Raw genomic sequence first — 16,399 nt, 5'->3', positions numbered from 1 at the left:
GTGACGCCGCCGAATCCGTTGGTGGCGGGGCCGGTGGATACGACGAGTCCGTTGCAGGGGACGTTCTTGTTGGAGGATGGGGAGGCGCTGGTCTCGGCGATCAAGTCGGGGGACTGGGTTGCGGGCGGGTTCGCGGCGTTCAGTGCGGTGATGGACACGGTGGCGGCGGTCTCGGATCCGTTGGGGTCGTTGATCGCGGCGGGTCTGGGCTGGTTGATGGAGCATCTGCAGCCGTTGAAGGGCTGGCTGAATGATCTGACCGGGGATTCGGGTGCGGTGGCGGGGTTCGCGCAGACGTGGACGAATGTGGGGGCGCAGTTGCGGCGGTCGGCGTCGGATCTGTCGACGGTGCTGGGGGATCTGGACGCGGCGGATGGTGCGGCGGTGCGGGCGTATCTGGTGTTTCAGCGGGATGTGGTGAAGCATCTGCAGGGTGCGGCGTCGTGGGCGGATGGCATGGCGGCGGGGATGCAGATGGCGTCGACGATCGTGCAGGTGGTGCATGATCTGGTGCGGGATTCTTTGGCGCAGTTGGTGGGGTCGCTGATCTCGTATGCGGCGGAGTTGGTGTTCAGTCTGGGGTTGGCGACGCCGTTGGTGATCGAGCAGGCGTCGACGCGGGTGTCGGCGTTGGCGGCGAAGTTCTCGAAGAAGATCCCGGATCTGGTGGCGGCGATCCGCAAGCTGGGTGAGCTGGTCGAGAAGCTGAAGGCGTTGTTCAAGCGGTTCGGCGACACCGCGGACCGCCTCCTCCACGGAGGCAAGGACGTTCCCAAACGTCCTGACGGCACAGCGCCGTACGTCGTCGACAAGTCCAAGTGGGACACCTCCCGGCCGTACCAGAGCGGGCGACCGAGCTACCGAAAGGGCGTGGTCGAAGACGTCTGGGCTGCCGCAGAGAAGCGCGCATGGGAAACACCGCCGTACGACGGCAAGGTTCGCGACCCTTTGACGAACGAGGTCATAACCTGGAAGCCCGGGGAAAGCCGCAAGGACGTCTGGGACATGGGACACATCCCCGGGGCGAAATACGAGTACATGCACGACTTCTACATGCGCGGTGGGATGACGAAGGAAGAGTTCCTCGATTGGTACAACAACCCGAACCACTACGTACCAGAGCTGCCGTCGAGCAACAGAAGCCATCGCAATGAATGATCGAGAAGGAGAACCTCGGAGTGGACGTTGAAGGGGCCGCGCGGTCCGGATCATTCGCCGAGTTCCGCAAGGCGTACAAGCGGGGTGATGCGAAGAAGCTCTTCCGGGGACAATCCCTGGTGCTGCACGCCCTGACGAATGAGGATCCGGCAGCGCGTTACGAGATCACCACCTTTCTGCTCGATCAGGGTGCGCCCGCGGACGGCGTCGGGTTTGAGCAGGAGAACGTGTTTCACGTGCTGTTCAGCCGGCGGGCACTGGATCCGTCCCAGACGATCGAACTCACTCGCCGTCTGATCGGCGCGGGAGCGGATCCGAACCGTCCAGACGATCGGAAGCGGACGCCGAGTGAGTATCTGACGCAGCTGGCACTCCCGTTGTCCGCGCTCGATCAGTTCTATGACCTCTGGTTCTCGCAACCGGGCCTGGATCTCGTGTCACCGAACGTGGCAGGGATCTCGGCGCTGGATTCGGCCAGGAAGATCGGGTTCACCCCCTTGATCGCACGGATGGAGTCGTATCTTGATGACAACGCCTGAATTCGTCCAGGATTCGGGGGCGAGCGTCGTCTCCTTGAACGTCCTGAACGGGATCGCGCCGCTCCGCTGGCTTGTGCGCGAACCAGGGATCAGCGCCGTCGACAACGGATGGCGGTTCTTTTCGGCCATCGACGACGAGCGATATCTGAGCGACGCGACGAACCTCACCGTGGTGAGTTTCAACACCGTCGCGAACATCGAGCCGGCGATCATTCCGATCCTGCGGCTTCCCGTCGGCAGCGACCTCGAACTCGTGCGCGGTGAGGATGGTCTGCAGTTCCGCGACAACCTCACCGGACTTCCGGTGTCGCTCGACTAGCGCAGGGGATCAGGCGGCGAGGCGCTCGCGCACCTGGCGCTTGGCGCGCATCAGCATGCCGGTCATGCCGGAGATGCGCAGCGGCGAGACCACGCGGGTGAGGCCGATACTCTGCGGGAAGTCCTCCGGGATCGCCAGGACCGCCTCGGGGGAGAGGCCGGCGATGCCCTGCGCCAGGATGCTCGCGAAGCCCCGCGTCGTCGGCGCTTCGGCAGGGGCCGTCGCGTGCATCGTCACGGCGCCGTCGGTCAGCTCGACGTAGATGTAGACCGGGGACTGGCACTCGGCGACCCGCTCGCACATCTCGGGGTGCGCCGCGACCTCGTCGGAGACCGCGGGCAGCTCGTTCGAGAACTCCAGCAGCAGCTGCAGGCGATCCGATTCGGGCAGCTCCAGGAACTCGTCGCGGATCTCTGCGAGCGAGTCGGGAAGTGCGAAGGCGGAGGAGTCAGACATCCCCGCCATTCTCACATGCTCAGAGGCGCCCCGGCTCGTCACCGGTGACGATCGGGACGCGCACCGCGCTGCCCCACTCGGTCCAGGAACCGTCGTAGTTGCGCACGTTCTCGAAGCCGAGGAGGTGCTTCAGCACGAACCAGGTGTGCGCCGAGCGCTCTCCGATGCGGCAGTACGCGACGACGTCGTCGCCCGGCGTCAGCCCCGCGCCGTCGAGGTAGATCTCCTCGAGCTCGGCCCGGTTCTTGAAGCCGCCGTCCTCGGCGACGGCCTTCGCCCACGGCACGTTCTGCGCGGTGGGGATGTGGCCGGCGCGCAGCGCGCCCTCCTCCGGGTAGGCCGGGGCCGAGGTGCGCGAGCCGTTGTACTCCTCCGGCGAGCGCACGTCGATGAGCGGGTTGCCGAGGTGCGCGAGCACGTCCTCCTTGTATGCGCGCAGCACCGAGTCGTCGCGCTCGACGACGGGATAGTCCGTGGCCGGGCGGTCGGGGAGATCCGTCGTGATCTCCCGGCCCTCGGCGATCCAGCGATCCCGTCCGCCGTCGAGCAGGCGCACGTCCTCGTGCCCGAACAGCGAGAACACCCAGAGCGCGTACGCCGCCCACCAGTTGTTCTTGTCACCGTAGATGACCACCGTGTCGTCGCGCGAGATGCCCTTGCGGCTCAGCAGCGCCGCGAAGCCGGCTCCGTCCACATAGTCGCGGACCACCGGGTCGTTGAGCTCGGTGTGCCAGTCGACCTTCACCGCGCCGGGGATGTGTCCGGTCTCGTACAGCAGCACGTCCTCATCGGACTCGACGACGACGAGCCCTTCGTCGCCCAGGTGTGCGGCGAGCCAGTCCGTGGTGACCAGGCGGCCAGGCTCGGCGTAGTCGGCGAACGAAGCGGAGGAGGTGTCGAACTCGACGGTCACAGTGGGCTCCCTGGAGGATGACGACGCAGGATGTGCGCAGGATGCGGGGGTGGCGACGGCGTAGTGTTGATCCGTCTTCTCGACACTAGAACCCCGGGAGCGCGCACGCATCCGAGGGGTAAGACTTCGACACAGGATCCGCATGACCGATCAGGCCGCCCACTCCGGCGTCGTCCACCTCGTCGACCGCCAGCCGCAGATGACCGGCACCGAACTCCTGACCGGACTGGTGCCCCCGCCGCAGTTCGACGAGGCCACGTTCGACAGCTACCGGTCCGACCCGGCGTATCCGTCTCAGCAAGACGCCAAGCAGCGGCTGCTGGCCTTCGCCGAGGGGGCGCAGCCCGTCAAGAAGGCGGGGCTCTTCCGCCGTGCGCCGAAGCAGCCCGAGACCAAGCCGGGCGTGTACCTCGACGGCGGCTTCGGCGTCGGCAAGACCCACCTCCTCGCGTCGATCTACCACGCCATGCCGGCTCGCCGGAAGTACTTCGGATCCTTCATCGAGTACACCGCTCTCGTGGGAGCGGTCGGCTACCGCAACACCGTCGACCTGCTGCGCGGATCCGACCTGCTGTGCATCGACGAGTTCGAGCTCGACGATCCCGGCGACACGATGGTGATGACCCGGCTGCTCGGCGAGCTGGTCGGATCAGGGACACGTCTCGCCGCGACCTCGAACACTCCGCCGAACGCGCTGGGCGAGGGCCGGTTCGCCGCGCAGGACTTCCTGCGGGAGATCCACCAGATGTCGGACAGCTTCGAGACGATCAGGATCGACGGCGTCGACTTCCGGCAGCGCGCCCTCGACGGGCACGCGGTCACCCTGGACGCCGAGGAGTACGCCCGCGCCCTCTCCGAGCGGGAGCCGGCGCAGACCGTGTCGGACGACGCGTTCGACGACCTCATCCGGCACCTCGCGCAGGTGCACCCCTCGCGCTACATCCGGCTGATCGAGGGTCTCGACGCGCTCGGCATCCGCGACGTCCGCGAGCTCACGGACCAGTCCGAGGCGCTGCGCTTCGTCGCCTTCGTCGACCGCACCTACGACGCGCAGATCCCGATCCTCGCCAGCGGCCGTCCGCTCGACCAGGTGTTCAGCGAGGAGATGCTCGGGGGCGGCTACCGCAAGAAGTACCTGCGGGCGATCTCCCGGCTGAACGCGCTCTCGCACGCCTCGGATCCCGAGCTGCGGGCGGCCGGCGCTCCGGGCGAGGCGCAGACGCCGGTCCAGGAGTCGAACGCGTAACACGCTGTTCACAAACCGCTCGTTCCCGTAACACCCCCGCAACACACACCGCCCGCTCCCGAAACACGCCTTCGCCACACTGAAACGCACAGCGCGATCAGTGGGAGCGAGGAAACATGGACGCAACGGGCAACATCTCCTGGGGAGTCACGGCGACGGCCCTGGTGCTGCTGATGACGCCCGGCGTCGCGTTCTTCTACGGCGGGCTGGTCAAGGCGAAGAGCGTCGTCAGCATGATGATGATGAGCTTCGGCGCCATCGGCCTGGTCGCCGTGCTGTGGATCCTGTACGGCTCGTCGATGGCGAGCGTCTCCTCCCCGGGGCAGTTCGCGGGCGATCCCTTCGCAGACTTCGGCCTCGCCTCGATGGCGAGCGGCAAGGGCTCCAACGTCGCGCTGCTGACCGTCGGCTACGGCGCGACCTTCGCCGTGATCACCGTCGCCCTGATCTCCGGCGCGATCGCCGATCGGGCCAAGTTCGGACCGTGGCTGATCTTCGTCGGCGTGTTCGCCACCGTCGGCTACTTCCCGATCGCCGCCTGGGTCTGGGGCGGCGGCTGGATCATGCATCTCGGCGGCGTGCTGTTCGGCGAGAAGAGCGGCATCGAGTTCATCGACTACGCCGGCGGCACGGCCGTGCACATCAACGCGGGCGCGGCCGCTCTGGCGCTCGCACTGGTGCTCGGCAAGCGGATCGGCTTTCAGAAGGGCATCCAGAAGCCGCACAACGTGCCGCTGACGCTCCTCGGCGCCTCCCTGCTGTGGTTCGGCTGGTTCGGCTTCAACGCCGGCGCGCAGTGGACGACCAAGGGCATGGACGGCGTCGGCCTCATCATCATCAACACGTTCGGCGCGGCGGCGGCGGGCATCCTCGGCTGGATCCTGGTCGAGCGGATCCGCGGCGGCAAGGCGACCTCGATCGGCGCCGCGTCCGGCGCCGTCGCCGGGCTGGTCGCGATCACCCCGGCCTGCGCGAACCTGACGCCCGGCTGGTCGCTGCTGCTCGGAGCGCTCTCCGGCAGCGTCTGCGCCCTCGCCGTGGAACTCAAGTTCCGGCTCGGTTTCGATGACTCGCTCGACGTCGTCGGCCTGCACCTGGTGGGCGGCTTCCTCGGCACGATCTACCTGGGCTTCTTCGCGACCGGCCAGGGACTGTTCGTCGGCGGCGACGCCCGGCTCCTGATCGTGCAGGTGCTCGCCTCGGGTGGCGTGCTCGTCTACTCCTTCCTCGTCGCGCTGGTCATCGGCTTCGCGATCGAGAAGACCATCGGCTTCCGCGTCACCAGTGAGGACGAGATCGCCGGCGTCGACCTGGTCGTCCACGGCGAAGAGGGCTACGCGCTCACCTCCTGACGCCACCCGCCGCGGATAGGGTGTCGGGTGTGACCTCCGATCGCACCGGCATCCTGTCCGCTCTCGTTGCCGCCGCCACCGCGATCGCGAAGACCTTCCGGCCTGCTCGGAAGCCCGGCCCGGCGACCGTGGTCGTGCCGTCCCGGCCGACACCGGGCCGCGACGGGTCCACGGAGACCGTCGAGCTCGACCCCCGATCCGTCCGCGGCCTGCGCGTGGCCTACGCGCCGCATCGCGACGGCGCGCCGGACGCGGGGGAGATCGTCTGGACGTGGGTGCCGTACGCGGAGCGGGACGGCAGGGGCAAGGACCGCCCGGTCCTCGTCGTCGCCAGGCAGTCGGCGGATCGGGTCTACGCGGTCAAGCTCACCAGCAAGTCGCACGACGGCGACCGCGATTTCCTCTCCCTCGGATCCGGACCATGGGACGGGCAGGGCAGGGAGAGCTGGGTGGACATCGACCAGCTTTACAGCGTGCACGTCGGCGGCGTGCGGCGCGAGGCCGCCGCCCTCGACCGCGGCCGGTTCGCGCGTGTCGCGAGCGTGCTCGAGCGCCGGTTCGGCTGGACCGCGGCGGCCTGATCGGGGCTGCGTGATCGGGGCCGGGTCCGATCAGACGCGCGCCACGGCGCCTTTCCGGAGGGCCAGGGCCGTCGTCACCGCGAGGATCACGATGCCGATCGATTCCACGACCACGGTCTGGGGCACGAGCGTGAAGGTCCAGGTCTCCGTGATCCCGAACAGCCCCACGGTGAGCGCGAGCAGCAGCGCGCCGAGCGTCGCGAGCAGGAACAGCAGCGACAGCACCGTGGCCGCCTGCCGCAGCCGTCCCCGGAGGAACAGGATCCCGATCGCCAGCACCACCGCCGCGACCGCGTTGAGGACGAACATCACGCCGAGCACCCCGCCGACCCCGTCGAAGACGAGGAAGAGATGGATGCCGCCCGTCGCGAGCAGCGCGAGCACGCTGAGGATCCGCATGACCTGCAGCGCAGGAGGGGTGGTCGACGTCATGGTGCTACCTGCTTCCGTCTCGGGCTTCCGCCTTATCGGGTGACACGAGGGCGGGACGCGAAAGGTTCATCCGGACGAGCCAGATCACGTCGCGGCCGAACGACTCGGCGACCAGCAGGAGCGCCGCCGCGGCGACGAGGACGTTCCCGGCCGTCGGCAGCACCTGCGCCGCGACGAGAGCCAGGGCGACGCCGCAGGCCGCAGTGACGACCTTCCGCCAGTACCGGTACGGCAGCGTGCGGCTCAGGAACGGCAGCACCCAGGCCGCAGCGACGAACGCGTACCGCAGGAGCCCGATCGCCAGCACCCACCAGCCCACGTACCGCGCGTCGTGCACGCCGAGAACGAGCAGCAGGAACGCGTCCACCTCCATGTCGAAGCGCCCGCCGAGCTCGCTCACGCTCCCGGTGCGTCGCGCGACGGCGCCGTCGACCGCGTCGAGGACCAGGGCGACGACCACGATCGGCACGAGCGGAACCGGTGACACCGCACCTCCGAACGACGTCATGACGAGGCCCGTCGCGATCCCGACCAGCATCGAGCGTGTGGCCGTGACCGCGTTCGCCGCGCCGAACCAGGTGCTGCCGCGACGGCGCAGCCCGCGCGACACCAGCGCCGATGACACCAGCAGGTAGCCCGCCGCGGACGTCCAGCCGAGGATCGACAGCGGGATCGCGGTGCCGATCGCGCCCAGCGCCACGACCCCGGCGACCGCCCAGAGCCAGGGCAGGAACTGAACCTTTCGCATCCGGCCTCCGTGTTACGTTCATGGTAGTCATGAGTGACACGACGCAGCCTGCCGTTGAGGTTCACCCGGATCGCAGGAAGACGGCGACCGCATGGTGGACGACCGACGCTGGTCTCGGCGAGTTCCGCACCGAACCGCTGGCCGCTCCTGGCCCGGACGAGGCTCTCGTGCGGACGCTCTGGACGGGGATCAGCCGCGGGACCGAGTCGCTCGTCGCGAGCGGAGCAGTGCCGGAGTCCGAGAGCGAGCGCATGCGCGCGCCCTTCCAGGCCGGCTCCTTCCCGTTCCCGGTCAAGTACGGCTACCTCAACGTCGGCGTGGTCGAGGAGGGGCCGGCGGAGTTGCGCGCGCGGACCGTGTTCTCGCTGTTCCCGCACCAGTCCCGCTTCGTGGTCCCCGCGTCCGCACTCGTGCCGGTTCCCGACGGCGTGCCCGCGCGACGCGCGGTGCTCGCGGGGGCGGTCGAGACGGCGGTGAACGTGCTGTGGGACGCCGCCCCTGCCGTGGGCGACCGCGTCGTCGTCATCGGGGCAGGGATGATCGGAGGCGCGCTCGCCCGTCTCGCGTGCGGGATCCCCGGCGCGGAGGTCACGGTGGTCGACGTCGATCCGGCCAAGCGGACCGTCGTCGAGGCGCTGGGCGCGCGGTTCGCCGAGGCCGGGGATACGATCGCGGTCGCGGACGTCGTGATCGAGGCGAGCGGATCCGCGCCGGGACTGCAGGCGGCCCTCCGCGCGGCTCCGACGGACGGGGAGGTCGTGGTCGCCAGCTGGTACGGGGCGCGAGCCGTGCCGCTCGAGCTCGGAGCCGACTTCCATTCCCGCCGGCTGACGATCCGCGCGAGCCAGGTCGGCGCGGTCGCCGCGAACCGCCGCTCGCGGCGCAGCACCCGGGACCGCCTGGAGCTGGCGCTGCGGGTCCTCGAGGATCCCGCCTTCGACCTGCTGCTCGGCGCGACCTCGTCGTGGCGACGGCTGCCCGAGATCACCGCCGCCCTCGCAGACGGCACCGCCGGCGCCCTCTGCGAGACCATCGACTGGAGTGCCGCATGACCTTCGCCGTGACCGTCCGTGACCACCTGATGATCGCGCACAGCCTGCGCGGCGAGGTCTTCGGGCCTGCGCAGAGGCTGCACGGAGCGACGTTCGTCGTCGACGCCGCCTTCCGCGCCGACGCGCTGGACGAGCACGGCATCGTCGTCGACATCGGGCGGGCGACAGATGTGCTGCGGGAGATCGTCGGCGCCCTGTCGTACCGCAACCTGGACGACGAGCCGGACCTGCGCGGCGTGAACACGACCACGGAACGCCTGTGCCAGATCATCGCGGACCGTCTCGTGACTGCGGTGCGCGACGGCCGGCTCGGCGACGCGCGGCTGAGCGGCATCGCCGTCACCCTGCACGAGTCGCACATCGCCTGGGCCTCGTACGAGGTGGCGATGTGACGGTCCGCGAGATCGTCTTCCTCGTTCCCGACGGGATCGACGACCCGGTCCGGGTGAGCGGCGGCAACGTGTACGACCGGCACGTCCGCGACGGCCTGGACGCGCACGGCTGGCGCGTCCGGACCGCGGCGGTGAAGGGTGCCGGCGACACGGCGGCGGCGCTCGGCGGACTGCCGCGCGGCGCCACCGTGCTCGTGGACGGACTCGTGGGGCTGTGCGCGGTCGAGGCACTCGTCGAAGCGGCGTCGCGGCTGCGGATCCTGGTCCTCGCGCACATGGTCGCGGCCGCGTTCCCGGACGCCGGCGCGGGGACCGTGGCGGCCGAGCGACAGCTGTTCGCCACGGCCCACGGGGTGATCGTGACGAGCAGATGGACTGCCGCCGAACTCGGTCGGCGGGCGCTGGCGGGACCCGAGCACGTGACCGTGGCCGTTCCGGGCGTGGAGGTCGGGCCGCTCGAGTCTGCGCAGCACGACGAGGCCGAGGCGGAGGATCCGTCACGCGACGGGCGGCTGCTCTGCGTCGGCGTCGTCGCTCCGCACAAGGGACAGGACATCCTGCTGGACGCCCTCGCCCGGCTGACCCGCAGCGACTGGACGTGCACGATCGCCGGCGCATCCGCGGCGTCCGGCGACTTCGCGGATGCGATCCGTCACGACGCCCAGCGGTTCGAGGGCCGGGTGCGGCTGGCCGGCGTTCTCGGCGGAGCGGAGCTGGCGGGGGAGTACCGGCGCAGCGCGCTGCTGGTCGCCCCCTCGCGGGTCGAGAGCTCCGGCATGGCGATCGCCGAGGCGCTGGGCCGCGGGATCCCGGTCGTCGCCGCGGCGACCGGCGGCATCCCCGACACCGTGGCGGGCGGCGGCGCCGCGCTGGTTCCGCCCGACGACCCTGCAGCGCTGGCCGCCGCGCTGAGCGCCTGGCTGGACGACCCTGCGCTGCGCAGGCGGCTCCGCGCCGAGGCGCGCTCCGCACGAGCGGGGCTGCCGACGTGGGCCGACACGGTGCGCGCGGTGGCCGGAGCACTGGAGGCATCATGAGCATCATCTCCACGGCCTCCCCGCCCTGGCTCGCGCTGCGGGCCTCCGCGGACGACGCGGCACGTTCGCGCGAGCTGGCCGCGATGCTCGTCGCCCGGCTGGCGCCCGGGCCTGTCGTGCTGCACGACCTCGGGGCGGGGACCGGCGGGATGACCCGCTGGCTCGCGCCGCTGCTGCCGGGCCCGCAGGACTGGGTGCTGCACGACGGCGACGCGGACATCCTGGAGCACGTCGACCTCGGCGCCGTCGTGGACGGATCCGGGCGGCCGATCCGGGTCGCGGTGATCGTGGAGGATCTCGATGGCCTGCCGACCGATGCGTTCGCGGGGGCCTCGGCGGTCATCGCGTCGGCCCTGCTCGATGTCGTGACGGGGGAGGAGGCCGCGCGCATCGTGGACGCCTGCGTCCACGCCGGTTCCCCCGCACTGCTCAGCCTGTCGGTGACCGGCGGCGTGCGCCTGGATCCCCCGGACGCGCTCGACGCGGTGATCGGACGCTCCTTCGACGACCATCAGCGCAGGGAGGCGGACGGGCGGCGGATGCTGGGTCCCGACGCGGTGCCGCTCCTCAGCGACCTCTTCATCCAGGCCGGATGGCACGTGCAACGGGCGTCGACGCCGTGGCGGCTCGGTCCCGCTGACGGTGCGCTGATCGAGGAGTGGCTCCGGGGGTGGGTCGGCGCCGCGGTCGAGCAGCGGCCGGAGCTCGAGGCAGAGGCCGACGCGTATCTGGCCCGCCGGCGCGCCCAGCTGGCGGATGGCGCGCTGCACGTCGTCGTGCCGCATCAGGATGTGCTGGCATGGCCGCGCTGAGCACAACCCCGGTGCGGGTGGCCGCAACCGCGTCGACGCGGCGGGAGCGACCCCGGCTTCGCGCAGGGATCCGCATCGGTGCCGCGGCCGCCATCCTCGTCGCGACAGCACTGGCTGTCGGCGCCGGCCCGTTCCTGCGCGGGCTCGCCGCGGTCTCGCCGTCGTCGGTCCTGACCGCACTCGTCCTCGCCGCGGTCGCGAGCGCTGCGGCCGCGTGGCGCTGGCAGGTGGTCTGTGCCGGCTACGGACTGCCGCTGAGCCGGCCGGCGGCGTTCGCGGCCTACTACCGGTCGCAGTTCCTCAACGCGGTGCTGCCCGCCGGAGTGCTGGGCGACGTGCATCGGGCGTGGACGCACGGCCGCGCGCAGACGCGTGCCGCCGACGCGGTACGGGCCGTCGCCGTCGAGCGTCTTTTCGGGCAGATCGTGCAGATCGTCCTGACGTTGGGGATCCTGCTGGCGTGGGGGTTCGGGTCACCGCTGGTTCCCCTCGCCTGGGCCGCCGCGGCCCTCGCGGCCCTGGTCGCTCTCGCGTTCGCCGTGGCCGTGCTGCTGCCCCGCGCGCGCCCGCTGCTGCGACGCGCTCACCTGCTGCTGCGCCGCGAGGCCGGGCTGCTGCACCCCGTGCTGGCGCGTCCCAGCCGGCTTCTCGCGATGATCCTCGCGTCGGTGGCGGTCGTGTCGGCGCACGTTGCGCTGTTCCTCGTGGCCTCTGTCGCGGTCGGCGTCCCTCTCGACGGCGGGCGCCTCACGGGGGTCGCGCTCGTCGTGCTCGCGGCGTCGGCGATCCCCGTCAACCTCGGCGGGTGGGGGCCCCGGGAGGCGGCCGCCGGCGCGGCGTTCGCGATCTCTGGGCTGGGGGCCGCGGCCGGCGTTGCTGTTTCGACGACGTTCGGGGTATTGGCACTCGTGGGAGTGCTGCCCGGCGCTCTCCTGCTGCTCACCGCCCGGCGGAGGAGGACATGAACGAACGTCCCTACGTCACGCTCAGCTGCGCCATGTCGATCGACGGCTATCTCGACGGCACCGCGCCCCGCCGCCTCATGATGTCCAACGCGGACGACCTGGATCGCGTGGACGAGGTGCGCGCGCGCAGCGACGCGATCATGGTCGGCGCCTCGACCGTCCGCCGCGATGACCCGCGGCTGCTCGTGCGGGACGCCGCGCGCCGCGCACGCCGGCAGTCGCACGGGTGCACGGATTCGCCGACGAAGGTCACCGTGACGGCGTCGGGCGAGCTGTCCCCGGACGCCTCGTTCTTCACGCTCGGCGAGGCTCCGCGGCTGGTGTACAGCCCGTCCGACCGCGCCGCCGCCCTGCGCCGCCGCCTCGGCGACCGCGCGACGGTCGTCGGGCTCGGTGAGTGCGTCACGATGGCGGCCGTCCTGGACGACCTCGGCGAGCAGCGGGGCGTCCGCCGGCTCATGGTGGAGGGGGGAGGGCGCGTGCTCACCCAGTTCCTCGAAGCGGGTCTCGTGGACGAGCTGCAGCTCGTGGTCGCGCCGTTCTTCGTGGGGGAGTCCGCCGCGCCGCGCATGGTCGGCACCGGCCATTTCCCGTGGACGGCGTCGCGTCGCGCGCGCCTGGCCGGCACCGAGCAGATCGGCGACGTCGTGCTGCTGCGCTACGCCCTCTCGGACCGGTGCGACCCCTCCCGCCCCGACGCGGCCGGCCCTCGCACAGAAGCGTCCTGACCATGCTGCTCCGGCGCGGATCCCGGCCGCTTCCCGGGCAGGTAGACCCGCGTCGGACGCGTCCCGCGGTCACCGCGGCGGCGATCGCGATGCTCATCGTGGTGCCGCTCCTGCCGAGGCTGCTCGCCTCCCCGGAAGGCAGTGCAGGATCCGCCGGCCTGATCGGCGTCCCGGTCGAATCGCTGCTGATCCTGCTGCTGCTCGTGATCGTGTCCGGCCGGATCCTGCCCCGCGTGCTCGCCGGATCCTTCGGACTGCTGGTCACGGCGGCGATCGTGCTGGCCGCCATCGACCGCGGGTTCAGGGCGGCGCTCGGGATCCCGTTCGTCCCGACGGACTGGCCGCAACTCGGCGACGCGTACGGCGTCGCCGTGGACGCGGTCGGGCCGTTCCTGACGGACCTCGCGCTGGCGGCGGTCGTGATCGCCGCGGTCGCCTGCGCGGCAGGGCTCGCGTGGGCCGCCCGGCACACAGCCGCTCTCGTGCGCGCCCGTGCGAGCGGACGCACCGTCCTCGCCGCCGTCACCGCGGCCTGGCTGGTCGCGGGCGTCGTCGTGCCACCCCGGCCGGACGTCTCCCTCGCGGCGGACGCCTCGCTGACCACGCTCGGAACCGCGGTGTCGCGGACCGGCGAGGTCTTCGCCGCCCGGGCCGCGGTCGCCCGTGACGTCGCCGATGATCCGTTCGCGGGCGTGCCGGCCGACCGGCTGCTCTCAGGCCTGCGCGGCAAGGACGTCGTGATCGCCTTCGTGGAGAGCTACGGCCGGGTCGCGCTGGAGGGGGAGCGGATCGCGCCGGGCGTGACGGATGTGCTGCGGGACGGGGACGGAATGCTCGCCGCTGAGGGCTACACGTCGCGGAGCGCCTGGCTCACCTCGCCCACGTTCGGCGGTCGCAGCTGGCTCGCGCATGCGACGCTGCAGACCGGCGTCTGGACCGGCACGCAGTCCGCGTACGACCAGGTGGTCGCGAGCGACCGGCTCTCCCTGGCCCGCGCGTTCGGCCGGGCCGGCTGGCGCACGGTCTCGGACGTGCCGTCGGACGCCGCCGCGTGGGACGTCGGGACCTCGTTCTACCGCTACGGCACCCTTGTCGACGCGCGGGACGTGGGCTACCGGGGTCCGATCTTCGGATACGCCCGCATCCCCGACCAGTACACGCTCAAGCACTTCGCGGACACCGAGCTCGCCGGTCCGCACGCCCCGGTGATGGCCGAGATCGACCTGGTGTCCTCGCACACGCCGTGGGCGCCGCTGCCGCAGCTCGTGCCGTGGGAGAAGATCGGCGACGGCTCGATCTACGATCCGCAGCCCGCGCAGAGCGAGCCGGCCGGCACGGTGTGGCAGGATCCGAAGACCGTGCAGCGGTTCTACGGCCAGTCGGTGCAGTACTCGCTCGGATCCCTGCTGTCGTTCCTCGGTCACGTCGACGACCCGAACCTGGTGGTCATCGTGCTCGGCGACCACCAGCCGGCCGCGATCGTCAGCGGCGCCGACGCCTCGCACGACGTGCCGGTCAGCGTGATCGCCCGGGATCCGTCGGTCTTCGCCGCGACGGCCGGCTGGGGATGGTCGCCGGGCCTGCGCCCGGGCGACGACGCCCCGATCTGGCGGATGGACGCGTTCCGCGATCGGCTGCTCGCCGCGTTCAGCCCTGTCCCGTGAGGTGCGTGAGGGGCGGGCCCCCGGATCCGCCCGGCCGCTGCGGGCGTCAGCGGGCAGTGTTCTCGAGGCCGTCCATGCGGGACCGATAGTCGCGGATCTTCTGGTCGATCACCCGCAGCGATCTCCTGAGCTGCTCCTGCTGGCGGATCACCGCCGCCCGGTGAGCCTCGAGCAGCGCAAGTCGTTCGGGCACACCCTGCGGATCCGCCCCGACCAGTCGCGTGAAGGCGGCGATGTCGGCCAGTGGCATGCCGGTCTTGCGGAGGTGCTGCAGCACCTCGAGCAGATGAATGTCCTGATCGGCATACACGCGCCGTCCGCCCGCGTCCCGGTGCGGGCGCGGGATGACCCCGCGGCGCTCGAAGTACCGCAGCGTGTCCGCCTCGAGCTCGAGCATCGCCGCGGCCTCGGCGATGCTGTAGGTCCGCGCGGACTCCGTCGTCATCGTCGTGCTCCTCTCAGCCGGTCCAGTTCGTCGGCGTCGGAGATGCCCATCGGCGTGATGATCCCGGTGCGGGCGCTCTCCAGCTGGGCGACGCTGCTCACGCCCACCACGGGGAGGACGCGGGCCCTGCGATGCGCCTGCCAGGACAGCACGGCCTGGCCGGCGTCGATCCCGAGGCGGTGCGCGATGCGGTTCAGCGCCTGCAGGACGGGTTCGGCGTCCGGTCCCCGATAGTCGTCCGGGATCGGGCGGTCCTGCCGGGTGTAGGCGCCCTGCAGCAGGGTCGAATAGCCCACCATCGCGATGTCCTCGGCGACGCAGGCCTCCTCCGCTCTCTCGTCGAGGACGCGCTGCCATCGCCCGAAGTCCGCAGCCGCACCGGGTGTCAGCAGCGTGAACCGATTCTGCACGGCGGTGTAGCGCGGCCCGTCGCCCGCGGCCGCCACCGCCTGCCGGATCCGTCCGCTGGTCAGGTTGCTCCCGGCGATCGCCCTGGCCCAGCCCCGACGGACGACCTCCTGAAGCGCCCCCACCGTCTCTTCCAGGCCGACCGACTGGTCGTCGATGTGCGCGTAGAGCAGGTCGACATGGTCGACCCCGAGCCGCTGCAGACTGCCCTCCACCTGGTCGAGCACGGCCTCGCGACCGAGACCGCGCACCTCGGCGGATCCGTCGCCCGCCTGGCGCGGCCTGGCACCGACCTTGGTGGCCAGGACCAGGCGATCCCGGGCGCCGGCGCCGCGGCTGGCGATCCACTCGGCGAGACAGAGCTCGGACTCGTCGCCGTAACCACCGGTCAGCCATGCCGGGTAGTTGTTGGCCGTGTCGATGAAGTTCGCGCCGAGGTCCACGGCGCGGTCGAGGATGCGATGCGCGACATCGCTGGAGACGGTGGTGCCCCAGAACATCGCACCGATAGCGAACGGCGGGACCCGGATGTCGGTCGTGGGAAGCTGCAGAGTGTCCATCGCGACATTGTGTGACCTGGACCATGGTCCAGGTCAAGTCGCCGGCTCCGAGCGCGAAGGGTGGTGCAGACACCGAGTGTGGTGGGCGATGCCGGACTCGAACCGACGACCTCTTCCGTGTGAAGGAAGCGCGCTACCAACTGCGCCAATCGCCCCTGTGAAGTTGTCGTGCGCTGGGCACAGATGAAGAGCATACCGGATCCCCGAGGGCGCCGCCGACCGCGACCGCAGCCCGGGCGTGGCGCGGTTTCTGTCGCTCGAGCGGGGGCGGGTGAAGGGTCTCGCGGCGGTATCCCGTGGACACGCCCGAGAACGGGCGTCGGTTTGGCGATGCGCAGAACCTCGGCTAATGTATTTCAAGTGCCCGGGACACCGGGGAAACACAAAACGCGGATGTAGCGCAGTTGGTAGCGCACAACCTTGCCAAGGTTGGGGTCGCGAGTTCGAGTCTCGTCATCCGCTCCAGTGCAGGAGCCCCTTCGGGGGCTTCGGCATGTGGGTTCGAATCCACATGGTGGCGTGGCCGAGAGGCTAGGCACCGGCCTGCAAAGCCGTTTACACGGGTTCGAATCCCGTCGCCACCTCGCTCTTC

General features: G+C 70.9%; 19 protein-coding genes and 3 tRNA genes. 15 read left to right on the top strand and 7 right to left on the bottom strand.

The window, feature by feature from the left end; translation table 11 throughout:
* The 3 genes from ACTJJZ_RS06615 to ACTJJZ_RS06605 form a co-directional block, all read left to right on the top strand.
* Positions 1–1,158 (top strand): HNH/ENDO VII family nuclease (locus ACTJJZ_RS06615; RefSeq protein WP_440720378.1); only part of this gene is annotated, 1,158 nt, incomplete at its 5' end.
* On the top strand, positions 1,155–1,697 hold the full coding sequence (locus ACTJJZ_RS06610; protein ID WP_440720377.1) for a hypothetical protein: 543 nt from the start codon (positions 1,155–1,157) through the stop codon (positions 1,695–1,697). The genes ACTJJZ_RS06615 and ACTJJZ_RS06610, both read left to right, overlap by 4 nt.
* A 34-nt stretch (positions 1,698–1,731) precedes the next feature.
* Positions 1,732–2,016, top strand: a complete 285-nt coding sequence (locus ACTJJZ_RS06605; RefSeq protein WP_440720376.1) for an immunity protein Imm33 domain-containing protein — start codon at positions 1,732–1,734, stop codon at positions 2,014–2,016.
* A 9-nt stretch (positions 2,017–2,025) separates the two neighbouring features.
* Here ACTJJZ_RS06605 and ACTJJZ_RS06600 read toward each other — a convergent pair whose 3' ends face one another.
* The gene (locus ACTJJZ_RS06600; protein ID WP_440720375.1) at positions 2,026–2,472 is read right to left on the bottom strand and encodes a SufE family protein; all 447 of its coding nucleotides are present in this window, start codon (positions 2,470–2,472) and stop codon (positions 2,026–2,028) included.
* A 19-nt stretch (positions 2,473–2,491) separates the two neighbouring features.
* On the bottom strand, positions 2,492–3,385 hold the full coding sequence (locus ACTJJZ_RS06595; RefSeq protein ID WP_440720374.1) for a sulfurtransferase: 894 nt from the start codon (positions 3,383–3,385) through the stop codon (positions 2,492–2,494).
* Between the two features lie 142 nt (positions 3,386–3,527).
* Between ACTJJZ_RS06595 and zapE the strand changes: the two genes are divergently transcribed.
* The 3 genes from zapE (at position 3,528) to ACTJJZ_RS06580 (ending at position 6,564) form a co-directional block, all read left to right on the top strand.
* The gene (gene zapE, locus ACTJJZ_RS06590; protein WP_440720373.1) at positions 3,528–4,631 is read left to right on the top strand and encodes a cell division protein ZapE; all 1,104 of its coding nucleotides are present in this window, start codon (positions 3,528–3,530) and stop codon (positions 4,629–4,631) included.
* A gap of 116 nt (positions 4,632–4,747) precedes the next feature.
* On the top strand, positions 4,748–5,983 hold the full coding sequence (locus ACTJJZ_RS06585) for an ammonium transporter (RefSeq protein ID WP_440720372.1): 1,236 nt from the start codon (positions 4,748–4,750) through the stop codon (positions 5,981–5,983).
* 29 nt (positions 5,984–6,012) lie between these two features.
* Positions 6,013–6,564 (top strand): type II toxin-antitoxin system PemK/MazF family toxin, encoded by a 552-nt coding sequence (locus ACTJJZ_RS06580; protein WP_440720371.1) that lies wholly within the window; start codon positions 6,013–6,015, stop codon positions 6,562–6,564.
* 30 nt (positions 6,565–6,594) lie between these two features.
* On the opposite strand, the gene ACTJJZ_RS06575 is transcribed toward ACTJJZ_RS06580, so the two are convergent.
* A complete protein-coding gene (locus ACTJJZ_RS06575) occupies positions 6,595–6,996 on the bottom strand; it encodes a hypothetical protein (RefSeq protein ID WP_440720370.1) in 402 nt (133 codons plus the stop codon).
* 4 nt (positions 6,997–7,000) lie between these two features.
* The gene (locus ACTJJZ_RS06570; protein ID WP_440720369.1) at positions 7,001–7,744 is read right to left on the bottom strand and encodes a CDP-alcohol phosphatidyltransferase family protein; all 744 of its coding nucleotides are present in this window, start codon (positions 7,742–7,744) and stop codon (positions 7,001–7,003) included.
* 29 nt (positions 7,745–7,773) lie between these two features.
* Between ACTJJZ_RS06570 and ACTJJZ_RS06565 the strand changes: the two genes are divergently transcribed.
* From ACTJJZ_RS06565 to ACTJJZ_RS06535, 7 genes are read left to right on the top strand one after another with little or no spacing between them, the layout of a single operon-like run.
* On the top strand, positions 7,774–8,796 hold the full coding sequence (locus ACTJJZ_RS06565) for a zinc-dependent alcohol dehydrogenase (protein WP_440720368.1): 1,023 nt from the start codon (positions 7,774–7,776) through the stop codon (positions 8,794–8,796).
* Positions 8,793–9,188 carry a 6-pyruvoyl trahydropterin synthase family protein gene (locus tag ACTJJZ_RS06560; RefSeq protein WP_440720367.1) on the top strand — a complete coding sequence of 132 codons (396 nt, stop codon included), beginning with the start codon at positions 8,793–8,795 and terminating at the stop codon, positions 9,186–9,188. Before ACTJJZ_RS06565 ends, ACTJJZ_RS06560 begins: the two co-directional genes overlap by 4 nt.
* Positions 9,185–10,225 (top strand): glycosyltransferase family 4 protein, encoded by a 1,041-nt coding sequence (locus tag ACTJJZ_RS06555; RefSeq protein ID WP_440720366.1) that lies wholly within the window; start codon positions 9,185–9,187, stop codon positions 10,223–10,225. The genes ACTJJZ_RS06560 and ACTJJZ_RS06555 overlap by 4 nt, the downstream gene beginning before the upstream one ends.
* Positions 10,222–11,037: an SAM-dependent methyltransferase gene (locus ACTJJZ_RS06550; RefSeq protein ID WP_440720365.1), complete on the top strand. Its 816-nt coding sequence runs from the start codon at positions 10,222–10,224 to the stop codon at positions 11,035–11,037. The genes ACTJJZ_RS06555 and ACTJJZ_RS06550 overlap by 4 nt, the downstream gene beginning before the upstream one ends.
* The gene (locus tag ACTJJZ_RS06545) at positions 11,025–12,002 is read left to right on the top strand and encodes a lysylphosphatidylglycerol synthase transmembrane domain-containing protein (RefSeq protein ID WP_440720364.1); all 978 of its coding nucleotides are present in this window, start codon (positions 11,025–11,027) and stop codon (positions 12,000–12,002) included. The genes ACTJJZ_RS06550 and ACTJJZ_RS06545 overlap by 13 nt, the downstream gene beginning before the upstream one ends.
* A complete protein-coding gene (locus tag ACTJJZ_RS06540; protein WP_440720363.1) occupies positions 11,999–12,730 on the top strand; it encodes a RibD family protein in 732 nt (243 codons plus the stop codon). Before ACTJJZ_RS06545 ends, ACTJJZ_RS06540 begins: the two co-directional genes overlap by 4 nt.
* A 2-nt stretch (positions 12,731–12,732) precedes the next feature.
* The gene (locus ACTJJZ_RS06535) at positions 12,733–14,394 is read left to right on the top strand and encodes a CDP-alcohol phosphatidyltransferase (protein WP_440720362.1); all 1,662 of its coding nucleotides are present in this window, start codon (positions 12,733–12,735) and stop codon (positions 14,392–14,394) included.
* A gap of 46 nt (positions 14,395–14,440) precedes the next feature.
* Here ACTJJZ_RS06535 and ACTJJZ_RS06530 read toward each other — a convergent pair whose 3' ends face one another.
* The 3 genes from ACTJJZ_RS06530 to ACTJJZ_RS06520 all read right to left on the bottom strand — a co-directional run bounded on the left by ACTJJZ_RS06530 (position 14,441) and on the right by ACTJJZ_RS06520 (position 15,962).
* Complete coding sequence (locus ACTJJZ_RS06530) at positions 14,441–14,839, bottom strand: MerR family transcriptional regulator (RefSeq protein ID WP_440720361.1); 399 nt, start codon at positions 14,837–14,839, stop codon at positions 14,441–14,443.
* Complete coding sequence (locus tag ACTJJZ_RS06525) at positions 14,836–15,807, bottom strand: aldo/keto reductase (RefSeq protein WP_440720360.1); 972 nt, start codon at positions 15,805–15,807, stop codon at positions 14,836–14,838. Before ACTJJZ_RS06525 ends, ACTJJZ_RS06530 begins: the two co-directional genes overlap by 4 nt.
* 79 nt (positions 15,808–15,886) lie before the next feature.
* Positions 15,887–15,962, bottom strand: a tRNA-Val gene (locus tag ACTJJZ_RS06520).
* Positions 15,963–16,196: 234 nt separating this feature from the next.
* On the opposite strand from ACTJJZ_RS06520, the gene ACTJJZ_RS06515 reads away from it, so the two are divergent.
* Both ACTJJZ_RS06515 and ACTJJZ_RS06510 read left to right on the top strand, forming a co-directional pair.
* Positions 16,197–16,272, top strand: a tRNA-Gly gene (locus tag ACTJJZ_RS06515).
* 48 nt (positions 16,273–16,320) lie between these two features.
* Positions 16,321–16,391 (top strand) — tRNA-Cys (locus ACTJJZ_RS06510).
* The last annotated feature ends 8 nt before the right edge of the window (positions 16,392–16,399 follow it).

The organism is Microbacterium sp. 22242 (assembly GCF_052045495.1).
Classification (GTDB): Bacteria; Actinomycetota; Actinomycetes; order Actinomycetales; family Microbacteriaceae; genus Microbacterium.
The sequence above is the reverse complement of the archived record's forward strand: the minus strand, read 5'-3'. Positions and strand labels throughout refer to the sequence as shown.